This window comes from Candidatus Binataceae bacterium (assembly GCA_035508495.1).
Taxonomy (GTDB): Bacteria; Desulfobacterota; Binatia; order Binatales; family Binataceae; genus JASHPB01.
This window is the reverse complement of the sequence record DATJMX010000049.1, coordinates 43,267-57,242: the sequence shown is the minus strand read 5'-3', so window position 1 is coordinate 57,242 and position 13,976 is coordinate 43,267. Positions and strand designations below refer to the sequence as shown.

Genomic DNA, 13,976 nt, shown 5'->3' with positions numbered 1-13,976 from the left:
TCGTGTCAGTGCTTGGTTTCGATCCGCCGGCCGTAGGTAACTTCACCCTTATCGACGCGCAGGCTGAAACCGCAATCAGGATTGGTGCATACCCAGGCTTTGAACAACACCGAAGCGCCTTCCTGTCCGTAGTCAGACAGTGGAATCAGTGCGCCGTTGTTACACTTTTGGCACTTCGGCCACTCCATCTACCCGCTCCTCCTATCCGACCCGTACCGCGTCGTTCCCGGCACGAAACTATCCGACATACCTAACTAAAGCAACGAGCGTAGAGGTCACCGCGTGGGCTTCCGGAGCCATCGTGTCGGTGGATTTGGAACAAACCATCGGGATGTTATTGTGACGGGATGGCATCGCGAGTTTTGATCGCAGGCGCGCTCACTATGGCGGTCGTTTTTTCATCGGCAAGCGCGCGCGCGCAAAACGGGCCGGATATTCGCAGCCAGGGCGGGCAGACCCTCGAGATTGCACCGAATATCGCGTCGCAGAACCAGCAGCAGGCGATGCCGCGGCCCGAGGACAACACGCGCGTCATCCCGGTGATTCCGCCGAGTCAGCGCGTGCTGACGCTGCCGCAAGCGAGCCGCGATTTTTTGGGTCGATGGGGCGGGCATTTGCAGCGCACCCACAAATACGGCCGCGCCGATTTTCCTGACGACATGGTCGCGAGCCTAACCTTTGGCGACCGCGACGGAAGCGTCGTGCTTGCAACTGACGTCATCGGAAATCGCGACTCGAATGTCCTCCAGACTTCGGCTGACTCTGACGGACCACGCGCGGTCACATTGACCGTACAGAGCCTTGACATCAGCACGCGGCCGGCGCTGCGGCAGGTGAATAAGCTCAGCATCCGGCTGACCTCGAACAACGAATTGGAAGGCGTTCAGCGCGTCGATTTCTATATCACCGGAATTTCGGAGCCGCTCGCCGAAGTAGAGTACGAAGGAACGTTGACGCCGCTCACACCTGAAGCGGATCGGCAGCTGCAGGCTGAGGTCGAAAGCACGGGCAAGGTGCCGATCGGCAAAATTCGCCAGGGAAACCCGCCGCCGCAGGATCAGTATTAGCGCGCAAATTGTCGTCGAAGTGCGGCGGGTGCGAGGTCTCCAGCGTCGGACCTCTCCCTTGCCCTCTCCCAAGATAAGGAGAGGGATTCAGAGAAGAGGAGAGGGAGCCGACAAAACTACTTTAGCGCGCGGACGGAGAAGCCTCTTTCGTTGCAACACAGCAGCGAGCGTTTACCGTCGACCGTGGTTTCGAGGACTACTTCGCGGCCCCATAGGCGTTGCAGGTAGCTGATCGTTTTCTCGGCATATTCCAGCAGCAGGTCGCGCCCGTCGTGATAGTGCTTGCAGTAGAGCGTGCGGGCCTGGCCGAAGTCGGCGTCTTCGACCTTGATCACCGGGATCGAGTTGGTGCCGACGCCCTTGATCAGCGTTTCCTTGACCTCGCGCCATCCGTCGTCGTCGCCGACCTTGCTCACAACCAGTTCATCGCCGCGCGATTCGTACTCGAAGATGTCCATCTCGCGGATCAGTTCCGCGGTGAGATAGCGGCGCAAAAACGATGAGTCGCGCTCGGCCTCGCGCACCTCGAAGAGCTTTTCGTCGCCGCTCTTGGTCGGAGCGCCGTCGCGCTTGATCTCTTCCTTGGTCGGATTGGTCCAGCGCCGGTAGATATCTTCCCAGACCTTGAGGCCCAGGTGATACGGATTTATCTGGCCGGGGATCGGGCGCACAACCTGGTTGTGGCGCACGATAAACTCGAGGTGCAGGCCCTGCTCGAGCGCGAGCGACTCGACGATGCGATGGTGCCAGTAGCTGGCCCATCCTTCGTTCATGATCTTGGTTTCCATCATCGGGATGAAGTACTTGGCTTCTTCGTCGACGATGGTGAGGAGATCCTTTTCCCATTCGGCGAGAAAGGGATTGTGATCGCGGATGAAGAGCAGCAGGTCTTCGTCAGGCTCGAGCGGGACCTTGTGCAGGTCGGCGACGCTGACGTCTTGGCGCGCATGGATTTTCTGGAATGGATCGTAGCGCGGCTGACCGGCTTCGACGGCGCGATCGATCTGCTCCTTGCGATCGAGCTTGCGGATTGCCAGGTTGCGGCGGCATTGCCATGACAGCGCGTGAGCGGCATCGAGGATGCGCTCGACCTTCTCGACGCCGATCGACGGATCTTCGACATAGCGCCGCACGCGGAGCGCATGCGCCTTGAAGGTTTCAACCGTCAGCTCGGCGCGTGTCGATTTGTAGGTGAAATTGTTTTTGAAAAAGTCGTTGTGCCCGTAGACGTGCGCGATGGTCAGGATCTGCAGTAACAAGGTGTTATCGCGCATCAGGTAGGCGATGGCCGGGCTCGAGTTGATGACCATCTCGTAGGGCAGGCCGCTGACGCCGTGATCGTAAAGCGTCTTCAGCTTTTCGTACGATTTGCCGTAGGACCAGTGCGGGTAATGCGACGGCATCCCGGAGTAGGCCATGTAGCCGAGCATCCCGACGTGGTCGCAGAGCTCGAACTCCTGCGGATAGCAGTCGAGTCCGAACGCATCGACCTTCTCGCGAATGAGCTTGTCCCATTCGACAAGGTCGGTGAGTTCGTAGTTAGAAGAGCGAAGCTGTTTTTCGATTTCGAGCGTGCTCATTCCTTGACCCTGTCCTTCGCGAGGAAGGCCTTGAACGATGGCCAGATATCTTCCTTGCGTTCGATCAGCACGGTGTGAAAATTGGGTGCCTGGATGCGACGGAACACGTTGAGCATCGAAGATTCGTAGTATCGCGAGCCGAGCGGTTTGATCTCGCCGTAGCCGAAGAGATTGCAGATTTCCGAGAGCTCCTCGGCGGACTTGAGCGCCGCGGGATTATCGGAATCGAAGTTGTCGCCGTCCGAGCAGTGGAACGCATAGACGTTCCACAGCGACGGATGGTAGCGCTCGGCGATTATCTGCAGCGCGCGCGTGTAGCCCGACGAGATAAACGTGCCTCCCGATTCGCCCTTGTGGAAGAACTCTTCCTCGGTGACCTCGAAAGCCTCGGTATGATGCGCGACGAAAACGATTTCGACGTTGCGATAGCGCGTCGAGATAAACTGGTAGAGCAGAAAGAAGAAGCTGCGCGCGAGGTACTTCTTCATCGTGTCCATCGAGCCGGAGGTGTCCATGATGCAAATCACGGCGGCGTTGGACTCTTCCTTGGTATCGACCTCGATATGCTTGTAGCGCAGGTCGTTCTGATGGAACGGCTGGCGGCGTTTCACCGGCTGGAGCGCGCCGATATTGGCGCGAGGCTGCGTATCGTCGGCCTCGTCGAGCATCTCCTCGGCTTCGGCCTCGAGCTCTTCATCGGGCGATACGCCGCTCGCGTTGTTGGCGCCGTTGCGGCGATTGGCCGCCAGCACGCGCATCACGCGCTGGCGCGCGGTGCGGCGCTTGTCGAGGCGCACGCGGATTCCGACCTTGCGGTAGCCTTTGCGCTTGGTGGAAAAATCGGACTGAATTTCGCGCAGCGCGCGGCGCTCGAGATTGGGCAGCTCGAGATCCTCGAACATGATGTCGATAAGCTCTTCGAGCGTGACGTCGGTCTCGTAGTAATCGACGCCCGGCCGATCGCCCGCGCGCTCGTCGCCTTTACCGGGACCGTCCTTGCCCTGTTTGCCGACGACCTGGCCCGGCTGCGAGTCGCCGTCGCCCTGCGCCGCGCCGGGGGAGTTTTCGCCATAGACGAAGCGATACTCCTTGATGCCGCGCAGCGGGACCTTGATGACGCGGTCCTTGTCTTTGCCGATGATCGATTCCTCGGCAATGATGTCGGCGATGTTCTCGCGGATCGACTCGCGCACTTTCTGCCGATGCCGCAACCGATCACCCGCCGAGCGATCCGATCGCTCCGCATCAGATGGCCGATACTCCCGGAAAATTGTGTCGCCGTCCGTCGCCATCAGAGGGTCACCTCGAGTCGAATTATACGCGCCCGACCGAGCATTCGCATCGTCAGAATCGCTCTCCTTGGCGCAGGTTGGCAGCCCTTCCCGATGCGGAAACGGGCTCGGAGTTTGGATGCCTGATGCTCGTGCCGCAGCTTCGTTTGCAATACAGCCAGCGACCGCGTCGAAGTATGCTCTCGAAAAAAGCGTAGTACCCTATGGGCAATCGATTTAAAAAAAGAACAACCAAACCCCTGTCCCCTTCCCGCATCGGGAAGGGGGACTGTGCGGCGAGCATGTTTTTGGGAATCTGCAATTATTGTGCGGCGATCATTGGCCAGCAGCGAAGAAACTCGCGGGCGTTCGCTCGCTACATTGGTTGACGGCGCACGATCTGCCGCCAAACCGCTCTCGTACTTGCGCGAATGGCGCATAACTAGGGCGAGCTTCTGGCTCCCCTTCCCGATGCGGGAAGGGGCTGGGGGTTAGGTTGGATGCCCGATTTCCGCTTCGTCGCTTCGCTCTCGATCCAATCCACAATCGAATCGAAGTCCCGCTCGATGCTTTCGTTCGGAATCCGAAGGACGCGAATTCCAAGACTCTTGAGCGTGAAATCGCGGCGTCGATCACGCTGCGCATGAAGATCGTGCGAAGCCGAATCTAATTCGAGCACGAGCCGAGCTGCATCGTAGTAAAAATCAACGATGAAGTCGGCGATCACTTGTTGTCGACAGAAGTGAAGGCCATTGAGGGCATTTCGCCTGAGCGCGGCCCAGAGCTTTTGCTCTTGCGGCGTCATCCGCCTTCGCAGCGACTTGGACATCGCATGCTTCGCAGCGGAGACGTTTTGTGTTCGCACCACCTGGTGCGGGCGAGGTTCAGACAACCAACCTAACCCCTGTCCCCTTCCCGCATCGGGAAGGGGAACTTTTGTTCGATGCGCTTTGATGTGCGCGGTAGTTGGTTCAGCCTACTCCTCAATCCTTCCAGAGATTGTTGGCGGCGTATTTCAGGACTACGTCTACGCAGGATTCGCAGTAGCCGTTTTCCAGCAGGTTCTTCACCATCGAGTTGTACTTTTCGCCTTGCTCTTCGTCGCGAGTGCGCGCCTTGGTGATGATGCGTGAGATGTCGCGGACCGAGGTCATCAGCTTCTTTTCGATCGCTTCCTTGAGCGGCTCGTAGCTGCGATAGCTGACCTTCTCGCCGCGGCGCGACGTTGCCCACAGGTATGCGATCACTTCCTGGCGGAAGCCGTCGGCGGCCGATCCGATGATCGCGATCTGCTCTTCGATCGATTTCAGGAAGCCTTCGTCAGGCGCCAGCTCTTCCTTGGTATTGCGATCGCGCACCTTGGTCTTGTTGACGTAGGCTTCGGCGTGATCGAGGTAATTCTGGAACAGCGATTCCGCCTGCTCCTGGTAGGAGTAAACGAATGCGCGCGTGATCTCCTTCTCGAGCAGCTCGAGGTACTCCTTGTGCAGCGTGTCCTGCAGGAACTCGAGATACTGCTTGCGCGTATCGTCGGGCAGGTCGGCTTCCTTGGTCATCGAGATCAGCGCCTCGCGGACGTTGATCGGATTGATGCAGTTGCCACTGACGTTGTCCGACAGCGCGTTGTCGAGCGCCTTCATGATGAAGCGCGTTGAGATGCCGTTCATGCCTTCGCGCTTGGTGTCTTCCTTCAGCTCCTGCACGTCGATCTTTTTCGTGCGCCCCTTCTCGACGACTTCTTCGCCGTTGTAGAGCCGCAGCTTGGTCATCAGATCGCACTTCGAGGTCGGCTCGAGGCGCGACAGGATCGCGAACATCGAGGCCATCTCGAGCGTGTGCGGCGCGACGTGGGCGCGGAAGTCGGAGTTCCGGATGATCTTCTGATAGATCTTCACTTCCTCCGACAGTCGCAGGTTGTACGGCACCTTCACCACGACGATACGATCGAGGATCGCTTCGTTGGTGTGATCGGCCTTGAACTTCTGCCATTCGGCTTCGTTGGAGTGCGCGATGATGCAGGTGTCGACGTACACCATCCCGTGGCGGCCGGGCGCCGGGATGACTTTTTCCTGCGTCGCCGTGATCATGGCGTGCAGGTACTCGGTCTCGTTTTTGAAAACTTCGATAAACTCGACCACGCCGCGATTGCCGACGTTGAGCGCGCCGTTGAGCTCGAGCACGCGCGGGTCGCCTTCGGAATATTGATCGAGTTTCGAGATGTCTTCCGAACCGATCAGCACCGAGGTGTCCTGGTTATTCGGATCGACCGGCGGCACCACGCCGACGCCTACACGGTTGCGCTTTGAGAAGTTGCGCGCGATGACGGGGAATTCCTCGTAGCGCTGGTTGAACTCGGTGCGCAGGCGGTAGCGGCAAACGGGGCACAGATCGCCCTCGATATGCACGCCCAGCATCTTCTCGAATTCCTTGCGCAGATGGCGCGGGATGAGATGCAGCGGCTCCTCGTTCATCGGGCATCCTTCGATCGCATAGATCGAAGACGCCTGCTCGAGGCCGCGCTGCACGCGCTCGACGAGCGAGCTCTTGCCCGAGCCGACCGGGCCCATGAGATACAGCACCTGGCGGCTCTCTTCGCCCTTGAGCGAGGCCGAATGAAAATAGCGCACGATCTGCGCGATCGTGCGCTCGATGCCGAAAAACTCGTCCGCGAAGAAGTTGTAGACCTTGAGTGGCTCGTCCTTGTACAACCGCTTCGTGCGCGGGTCATCGGTGTCATGAATGTTGCTCGAGCCGGGATTCATGATCAGGTCGTAAATCCGCGCGTGCGCAAGCTTGGTCATGAGAGGATCGGCGCGTGCGACATCGAGGTACTCGAGCAAAGTACCGCGCCACTGCTTGGATTCGCGTGCCGCGCGGTCTTCCTTGATCACACGTTCATACGTGCTGAGGTCGGCCATCGGCTATCTCCTTGATTTGCGGGCGTGTGAAAATGAAAGAAGTGTCGCGGAAGATGACGACTCCGTGCCGGGCTGCGAGAGATCTGAAAAAGCCCATGCTGAAAAAAAGTATAACCCTCCGGTGCAGCAGCAACAAGTAAATGATGAAGAAAACGCGAAACGATATCCACGCGCTGTCCACATGCGCGCGCGAGATTGTTGAAGTCGTTGATTGCGTCTCTCAGGTAGCCGAGGCTTCTGCTTGATCGTACATCCGCGCGGGCACCGCCACCGTTTCGCCCAGCGCCAGCCGCCCGTTGTTGCTCTGGACTTTCGCTGCGAACGCCTGGTCATCGTGAGCGAACGATAGCCACCATCCGCGCTCCACAGCGCGACCTAGATAGTGGGCCTTCTGCTCCATCGTCCGCAGCGCATCGAGATCGTAGGACTGATTCCACGCGCCGCGCATGTGCGACCTGGTCGGCACGATATCCGCCAGATGCACGAAGCCCTGGCCGCCGCCGCTCACCACCACAACCTGGTGATCGTGAGTATGTCCGCCAGTCACGATCGCTCGCACGCCGGGAACAATCTCCAGGTCACCTTCGATCGCCTCGACTTGATCGCGCACCGTCGCGAGAATCTCGTCGGCGTGACGATAGGCGCCGCGCAAGCGTTCGTTGGGATGCGCGACGGTGTCGAGCTCGCCTTTCTGCACGATGAAGCGGGCGCGTGGAAACGACGTTTCGAGCACGCCCGACGCGCGCCGCCGGATCGCGCCGCCGCAATGATCGAAATGAAGATGCGACGCGACGACGTGGGTGATGTCGCCCGCCTCCATGCCGAGCGCGCGCAGATGATCTGGCAGCCATCCGTCGCGATGGGCGAAGATCTTGCGCTCCGTCTCGGTCAGCCGGTTGCCGATTCCCGTATCGACCAGAATCGCGTCGCTGCCTTTCATGATTAGCGGGCAGGTGAGGTTGAGCCGGATGCGATTCTGCTCGTCGGGCGGATAATCGCGCTTCCACAACTCGCGCGGCACGACGCCGAACATGCATCCGCCGTCGTTGCGCCAGAGGCCATCGCTCAGAAACGCGATCGTGAATTCGCCGACCTCGATTTTGGGAGGAGCTTCAGCCATCTGCCGCCCTTAGGTTCCCGAGAGCCAGAGTCCGAGCACCAGCGCGACGCTGCCAAGCGCCACCATCGCGAAGTGCGCCCGCACCATGCGTCTGATTGCGCCGGGCAACGCGCCGCGATTGCCGACCACGAGCATTCCACGCGCACGTGTCGCCGCGCGCACTGTGATTGCGAGCGCCGCCGCCATCACCCCGAAGATAGCAAGCTTGGCTGTCAGTACGAACACGAACGCGGCGCGCATGTGATCATGCATCATGGAGTAGAAAACGATATTGGCTGCGCCGGTCACGATCACGATCGCCGCGGCCACGCTCGCGAGCCGATTGATACTGCCGATCGTGCGGCGCACGAAGTCACTTTGTTCGCTGGTGCCGTCTTCGATCGCGAGGCCCGCGATCACAAAACACGCGCACGCAGCGATCCAAATCGCGCCCGCGCCGGCGTGAATCCACAGAATACTATTTCGTACCAAGGCGACCCCCGTCCCCTGGATTAAAGCCTAATCTGACCAGCATCTTTTTTACAGATGCTGCGTGGAATTGGCGCGCTACGATGCTTTGAGCTATCAAGCAGCATCCGGCCGCGGCCGCAGGAGCCTCTCGATGCTTAGTCCATGGATCAGCGCCAGCGAGTTGCGCGAACTCGTAATCAAAAGAGAAGTCAGCCCACGCGAGGTCGCAGATTTTTTCATCGCGCGCACGGAAAAGCTCAATCCCAGGCTCGGCGCCTTCATGACGATCGCGCCGCAGCATGCCGCGGCCGACGCCGAGCGAATCGCGAAGATGAGCCCCGAGCAGGCGCGCCAATGCCCGCTCTACGGCGTCGCTTATTCGCTCAAAGATCTCACGTGGACCAAAGATCTCCGCACCACGATGGGGTCGAAGAACTACGAGAATTTCATCCCGCCGGTCGATACCGATTACGTCGTGAAGCTCCGCAATGCAGGCGGGATCCTGCTCGGCAAGACCGCGACGCCGGAGTTCGGCGGGCGTCCGACGACCGAAGGCGGGCTATGCCCACCGGCTCGTAATCCGTGGAACCTGGCGCACACCGCGGGAGGATCAAGCGGCGGCGCTGCCGCTGCCGTAGCCGCGGGCCTCGGGCCGCTCGCTGAGGGCAGCGACGGCGGCGGCTCGATTCGGATCCCGTCGGCGTGCTGTGGCGTCGTCGGCCTCAAGCCATCGCGCGGCCGAATCAGCTATTCGCCGATTGCGGGCGAGGCGTGGGCGGGATTCGCCACCTCGGGTTCGATCGGCCGCACCGTGAAAGACGTCGCAATCATGCTCGATGTCATGCACGGCCCGACGATCGGCGATCCTTACTGGGCGCCTGCCCCTGCGACCACGTTCGAGGCGGCAGTCTTGGCGCCGCCGCCGCGTAAGCTGCGTATCGGCATGATCGCGAAAACCTCAACCGCCAAAGTCGATCCTGAAACCGTCGCCGCGCTCGAGTCCGCCGCCAAGACCTTCGAGTCGATGGGCCATCGCGTCGAGCCGCTCGACGTCGATCCGGCCGCGATTCTCGCCGATGCCGTCTCGCGTCTCATTGTGGCAGGCGTCGCCTCGACTCCTGTCGAGAATCCCGAACTGATGGACCCGGTCGTGCGCGCCACGTGGCAAGCCGGACAAAACGTCACTGCGAGCGAGTACATCAACGTTGTGATGCAAATGCATAATCTCGCGCGCGAGGTCATCCAGAAGTTGCATCCCTACGACGCGATTATCACGCCGACGCTGTCGCGGCCCGCGGTGAAGCTCGGCAGCCTGCCGTCGAGCCCCGAGAAGTTCGAGGAGCTGTTCGAATGGCTGCCGTTCACGTTCCCATTCAACGCCACCGGTCAGCCGGCGTTCTCGCTGCCGAATGGATTTTCGAAAGATGGTCTGCCGATCGGGCTGCAGATTGTCGGGCGTCCCGCCGACGAGCTGACGATCATCGGGCTCGCCGCGCAGTTCGAGCAGGCGCGCCCGTGGAAGGACAAGCATCCGCAACTTGATTAACTCGCGATGAGGCAGTTGTGATGATCGATCCATTTATCGAAGCAACGGAACTGCGCGCGCTCGTTCTGAAGCACGAGCTGCGGCCGCGCGAGGTCGCCGAGTTTTTTCTCGCGCGCGTCGAAAAGCTGAATCCGCAACTTGGCGCGTTTATCACGATCACGCCCGAGCGCGCGCTGGCCGACGCCGACCGTCTCGAAAAACTCAGCCGCGACGAAGCGGCGAAGCTGCCGCTCTTCGGCGTTCCCTATTCACTCAAGGATTTGCTCTGGACCAAAGAGATCCGCACGACGTTCGGCTCGAAGAACTTCGAGAACTGGCATGCGCCGCAGGATGCCGACCTGGCGATCCGGCTCGCCAATTCCGGCGGGATCCTACTCGGCAAAACCAGCACGCCCGAGTTCGGTCTGCGCCCGACGACAGAAGGCGGGCTCTGCCCACCGGCGCGCAACCCGTGGAATCCTGAATACACCTCGGGCGGTTCGAGCGGCGGAGCGGCCTCTGCCGTCGCATCCGGGATGCATCCTGTTGCGCAGGGCAGCGACGGCGGCGGATCGATTCGCATCCCGTGCGCGTGCTGCGGCCTGTTCGGCATCAAGCCGTCGCGCGGCCGCGTCACGTTCGCGCCGGAGAAGGCCGAAGGATGGGGTGGGCTCTCGACGATGGGTCCGATCGCGCGCTCGGTTCGCGATGGCGCGCTGATGTTCGATGCGATGGTGGGATCGGCTGACGGCGATTTTTATCGCGCGCCTGCGCCGGCGCGGCCGTTCGTCGACGCTCTGAAGACCCTCCCAAGTAAACTTCGCTTCGCCGCGATCACGAAGTCAGTTCTCGGCGTCGCCGATTCCGAAGTGCTGGGCGCGTTCGAATCCGCATGCGCGACGATGCGCGAGTTGGGTCACACGATTGAGCCAATCGAGCTCGATCCAAGTCTCATCAATCGGTATACGCGCACCGTGATCGGCTCGTCGGTCTCGGCGCTCCAAATCGAAAATCCCGACCTGCTCGATCCCGTCGTGCGCGCGAGTTACGACTGGGGCAAGAAAATCAGCGCGGCTGAATATCTGCGCGCGCTTGCCAGCCTTCAGAACCTGGCGCGCGAGATCGTGCAGGCTCTGATTCCGTACGACGCGTTGCTCACCCCGACCCTCACGCGGCCGCCGATGAGAGTCGGCACGCTGCCGTCGTCGATCGAAGCGGCGGCCGACGAAATCTACTCGTGGAACGCATTCCTGTTCCCCTACAACTCGACTGGCCAGCCCGCGGTCTCGATTCCGTGCGGCTTCACGAAAAGCGGCCTGCCGCTGGCGTTCCAGGTCGTGGGCCGGCCCTATGACGAAGCCGGTTTGATCTCGATCGCGGCGCAGTTCGAGGAGGCGCGCCCTTTCCAGCAGAATCGGCCTCCGATTGGCTGACCCCCCGATTGCCTCACGTTCGGCGCTTCCTCATTATTGCCGCACGCGCCGTTTGTCAGCGCGTCGGAGGTTCCTGATGTCGCGTGATGTTATCGCGATACTCGATGAGATGACCGCGGAGCGCAGCCTGCTGCGCCATCCGTTTTACCAGGCCTGGACGGCGGGCACGCTGCCGCTCGAGCGCCTGCGCCACTATGCGATTCGTTACTACCCGCACGTCGAGGCGTTCCCGCGCTATCTAAGTGCGCTTCACTCGCGATGCACCAATCTGGCGACGCGCCAGGCGCTGCTGGAAAACCTGATCGAGGAAGAGCGCGGCACGGAAAACCATCCCGAGCTGTGGCTGCGCTTCGCCGAGGCGCTCGGTGTGTCACGCGAAGCGGTGACCGAGGCTGCGCCATCGCCCGCCGCGCGTGAACTGGTCGATGCCTATTTGAGTGTTGCGGCGACGGCGCCGCTCGCGGGCGGACTCGCCGCGCTTTACGTCTATGAATCGCAGATTCCCGCAATTGCGATCGCCAAGATCGACGGCCTGCGCACGTCATACGGAATCAGCGACGAACGCGGGCTTGAGTTCTTCGCCGCTCACGAGCAGGCGGATCAGATGCACGCCGAAACCGATGCGGCGTTGATCGCGCGTCACGCGACGAGCGATGCCGATCGCCTGGCCGCGGTCTACGGCGCCGATCGCGCGCTCACCGCGCTGTGGTCGATGCTCGACTCGATGTGAGCACGGCTCACTCGGTCGCGAGCGCCGCGCCTGACCTGATCATCGCTTCGATCGCGCCTTCGGAATAGCCGAGGTCAGCCAGCACTTCGCGCGTGTTCGCGCCGATCGCAGGAGCGGCCGCGGGCTTACGCTTCGGGCTACCCTCGATGAAGATCGGGCTGTTGATGGTCTCGATCGTTCCGCCGGGCAAGTCGAGATCGATCACCGCCTGCGAGGCGCGCAGCTGCGGATCCGCCACGACATCGTCGAGCAGCGGGATCGGCGACCACTTCACGTCGTACTCGTGAAAGATCTTGCGCAGCTCGGCTAGTGTGCGCGATTCGAACTGCGATTGCAGCAACGCGTGGAGCTCCGCTGCGTGCTCGGTGCGCGCTGCATTGGTCGAGAACATCTCGTCGGTCGCGAGCTCGGGCATCCCAAGGCCCGCGCACAGCCGCGGAAATTCATTCTTCGGATCGAGCAGCGCGAGCAGCACGATCTTGCCATCTGCGCTGATATATCCGCCCGCGAGCGGATTCGCCGGATGCTTCGCGCCGGGTGTCGCCTGCGGAAATTCGGCCTTGCAGAACTTCGCCTGCAGGTCGCATCCGTTGGCCCACGCGCCGCTTGCCATCAGCGACGTGCTGACTTTCGTGCCGCGGCCGGTGCGCTCGCGCTTGTAGAGCCCCAGCATGATCGCGCCGAAAAGCGCGGATGCCGTGGGATGGTCGCCCATGCCCGGCCGCGCCTGACCCGGAGTGCCGTCGCGCCCGGTCACGCTCATCATCAGGCCCGAGCGCGCCCAGTATGCGAACGCATCGAAGGCCGGCATCTCGGCATCGTCGCCGGTGTCGCCGTAGCCGGTGATATGCGCGTAGATGAGGCGCTCGTTGAGCGGCCGCAGCTCATCCCACGTCAGATGGAACTTGCTCAGGATCGGTGTCTGGTAATTGGTGACGAATACGTCGGCCGTCTTGACGAGATTGTTCAGCACCTCGCGCCCGGCAGGCCGCGATAGATCGAGCCCGAGACTTTTCTTGTTGCGCGCGGTAAGGAGCCAGCACCAGTCGTGTTCGGACTTGGCGGTGCCGGGCAGGAGCGAGAAGTTGCGCCACTGGTCGCCCTCGGGCCGTTCGATCTTGATCACCTCGGCGCCGAAATCCGACATGATCGTCGCGGCCGCTGGTCCGGCGACATACGTCGCGCAATCGATCACGCGAATTCCCGACAGCAAACCTTTTTCTTCCACGATTTTAACCTCCGCGGCAGGACGCATCCGTAAGAACTTCTTAATACGGCGGCGTTCGATCTTAAAGCGCCGCGCGTAGGTCTAGCTGCGTTTTACGCGCACGCCGTGGCGGAAAGCGTTGCCGATCGCGCGGATGAACATGACGCCCGGGTTGACCCCGCGCATCCTGGGATTCGTTGCGCCGCGGATGTAGTCGAGCATCTCACTGGCCGGAACTCGTCGCGCGATTTCCTCGGCGGACGAGAATCGCACGCGCAGGCCGGGATCGACGACGAACGTCGCCGGAATCGCGATACCGCCTTTCTCGTTCGCGTTGAGCAGGCCCCATCCGATGATCGTCTTGCGCGTGGGGTCCGACAGGATTGGGAAGCGAATCTTGAGATCATCGCGCACCGTCGCCGATCGCCCTGGCGGATCGACTGAGATCGCGATTACCTCGACACCAGCCGCAACGAAGGCATCGTATGAGGCCGCGTGGTCCGCCAACTGGCGGAGACAGAAAGGTCACCAGTGCCCGCGATAAAAAATCACGACACAGGGCCGATCGCGTGTCAGCTCTGAGAGCCGTCGCGGCGTATTCGCGCTGTCGATTAGCTCGAAGTCGGGCGCAACGTCGCCGCTCTTTATCGTCGGCTGCTCTGTCATGCGATCATC

The 13,976-nt window shown here is 61.3% G+C and carries 13 protein-coding genes and 1 pseudogene; 4 read left to right on the top strand and 10 right to left on the bottom strand.

Annotation, left to right across the window (positions count from 1 at the left end):
• Positions 1 to 5 precede the first annotated feature (5 nt).
• Positions 6 to 188 carry a hypothetical protein gene (locus tag VMA09_15990; protein HUA35110.1) on the bottom strand — a complete coding sequence of 61 codons (183 nt, stop codon included), beginning with the start codon at positions 186 to 188 and terminating at the stop codon, positions 6 to 8.
• 159 nt (positions 189 to 347) lie between these two features.
• On the opposite strand from VMA09_15990, the gene VMA09_15985 reads away from it, so the two are divergent.
• On the top strand, positions 348 to 1,067 hold the full coding sequence (locus VMA09_15985) for a hypothetical protein (GenBank protein HUA35109.1): 720 nt from the start codon (positions 348 to 350) through the stop codon (positions 1,065 to 1,067).
• Positions 1,068 to 1,183: 116 nt separating this feature from the next.
• Here VMA09_15985 and VMA09_15980 read toward each other — a convergent pair whose 3' ends face one another.
• The 6 genes from VMA09_15980 to VMA09_15955 form a co-directional block, all read right to left on the bottom strand.
• Positions 1,184 to 2,647: a SpoVR family protein gene (locus VMA09_15980; protein ID HUA35108.1), complete on the bottom strand. Its 1,464-nt coding sequence runs from the start codon at positions 2,645 to 2,647 to the stop codon at positions 1,184 to 1,186.
• Positions 2,644 to 3,939, bottom strand: a complete 1,296-nt coding sequence (locus VMA09_15975; protein HUA35107.1) for a DUF444 family protein — start codon at positions 3,937 to 3,939, stop codon at positions 2,644 to 2,646. The genes VMA09_15980 and VMA09_15975 overlap by 4 nt, the downstream gene beginning before the upstream one ends.
• A 421-nt stretch (positions 3,940 to 4,360) precedes the next feature.
• Entirely contained in the window at positions 4,361 to 4,747 is a 387-nt protein-coding gene (locus tag VMA09_15970; GenBank protein HUA35106.1) for an endonuclease domain-containing protein, read from the bottom strand.
• A 154-nt stretch (positions 4,748 to 4,901) separates the two neighbouring features.
• Entirely contained in the window at positions 4,902 to 6,836 is a 1,935-nt protein-coding gene (locus tag VMA09_15965; GenBank protein HUA35105.1) for a hypothetical protein, read from the bottom strand.
• 220 nt (positions 6,837 to 7,056) lie between these two features.
• A complete protein-coding gene (locus VMA09_15960; GenBank protein ID HUA35104.1) occupies positions 7,057 to 7,956 on the bottom strand; it encodes an MBL fold metallo-hydrolase in 900 nt (299 codons plus the stop codon).
• A 9-nt stretch (positions 7,957 to 7,965) separates the two neighbouring features.
• Positions 7,966 to 8,427 carry a hypothetical protein gene (locus VMA09_15955; GenBank protein HUA35103.1) on the bottom strand — a complete coding sequence of 154 codons (462 nt, stop codon included), beginning with the start codon at positions 8,425 to 8,427 and terminating at the stop codon, positions 7,966 to 7,968.
• Between the two features lie 130 nt (positions 8,428 to 8,557).
• On the opposite strand from VMA09_15955, the gene VMA09_15950 reads away from it, so the two are divergent.
• The 3 genes from VMA09_15950 (at position 8,558) to VMA09_15940 (ending at position 12,094) form a co-directional block, all read left to right on the top strand.
• Positions 8,558 to 9,952 carry an amidase gene (locus tag VMA09_15950; protein ID HUA35102.1) on the top strand — a complete coding sequence of 465 codons (1,395 nt, stop codon included), beginning with the start codon at positions 8,558 to 8,560 and terminating at the stop codon, positions 9,950 to 9,952.
• A 20-nt stretch (positions 9,953 to 9,972) separates the two neighbouring features.
• Positions 9,973 to 11,364 (top strand): amidase, encoded by a 1,392-nt coding sequence (locus VMA09_15945; GenBank protein ID HUA35101.1) that lies wholly within the window; start codon positions 9,973 to 9,975, stop codon positions 11,362 to 11,364.
• A gap of 76 nt (positions 11,365 to 11,440) precedes the next feature.
• On the top strand, positions 11,441 to 12,094 hold the full coding sequence (locus VMA09_15940; GenBank protein HUA35100.1) for a CADD family putative folate metabolism protein: 654 nt from the start codon (positions 11,441 to 11,443) through the stop codon (positions 12,092 to 12,094).
• A gap of 7 nt (positions 12,095 to 12,101) precedes the next feature.
• On the opposite strand, the gene VMA09_15935 is transcribed toward VMA09_15940, so the two are convergent.
• From VMA09_15935 to VMA09_15925, 3 genes and pseudogenes are all read right to left on the bottom strand, one after another.
• Positions 12,102 to 13,322 carry a CaiB/BaiF CoA-transferase family protein gene (locus VMA09_15935; protein HUA35099.1) on the bottom strand — a complete coding sequence of 407 codons (1,221 nt, stop codon included), beginning with the start codon at positions 13,320 to 13,322 and terminating at the stop codon, positions 12,102 to 12,104.
• A gap of 81 nt (positions 13,323 to 13,403) precedes the next feature.
• A pseudogene (locus VMA09_15930) lies at positions 13,404 to 13,814 on the bottom strand (redoxin domain-containing protein).
• 12 nt (positions 13,815 to 13,826) lie between these two features.
• Positions 13,827 to 13,967, bottom strand: coding sequence for a hypothetical protein (locus tag VMA09_15925; protein HUA35098.1), 141 nt, complete (start codon positions 13,965 to 13,967; stop codon positions 13,827 to 13,829).
• Between the last annotated feature and the right edge of the window lie 9 nt (positions 13,968 to 13,976).

Bases quoted from the DNA above. Each gene is read 5' to 3' on its own strand.
- VMA09_15990 (HUA35110.1), bottom strand. From the start codon at position 188: ATGGAGTGGCCGAAGTGCCAAAAGTGTAACAACGGCGCACTGATTCCA.
- VMA09_15985 (HUA35109.1), top strand. From the start codon at position 348: ATGGCATCGCGAGTTTTGATCGCAGGCGCGCTCACTATGGCGGTCGTT.
- VMA09_15980 (HUA35108.1), bottom strand. From the start codon at position 2,647: ATGAGCACGCTCGAAATCGAAAAACAGCTTCGCTCTTCTAACTACGAA.
- VMA09_15975 (HUA35107.1), bottom strand. From the start codon at position 3,939: ATGGCGACGGACGGCGACACAATTTTCCGGGAGTATCGGCCATCTGAT.
- VMA09_15970 (HUA35106.1), bottom strand. From the start codon at position 4,747: ATGTCCAAGTCGCTGCGAAGGCGGATGACGCCGCAAGAGCAAAAGCTC.
- VMA09_15965 (HUA35105.1), bottom strand. From the start codon at position 6,836: ATGGCCGACCTCAGCACGTATGAACGTGTGATCAAGGAAGACCGCGCG.
- VMA09_15960 (HUA35104.1), bottom strand. From the start codon at position 7,956: ATGGCTGAAGCTCCTCCCAAAATCGAGGTCGGCGAATTCACGATCGCG.
- VMA09_15950 (HUA35102.1), top strand. From the start codon at position 8,558: ATGCTTAGTCCATGGATCAGCGCCAGCGAGTTGCGCGAACTCGTAATC.
- VMA09_15945 (HUA35101.1), top strand. From the start codon at position 9,973: ATGATCGATCCATTTATCGAAGCAACGGAACTGCGCGCGCTCGTTCTG.
- VMA09_15940 (HUA35100.1), top strand. From the start codon at position 11,441: ATGTCGCGTGATGTTATCGCGATACTCGATGAGATGACCGCGGAGCGC.
- VMA09_15925 (HUA35098.1), bottom strand. From the start codon at position 13,967: ATGACAGAGCAGCCGACGATAAAGAGCGGCGACGTTGCGCCCGACTTC.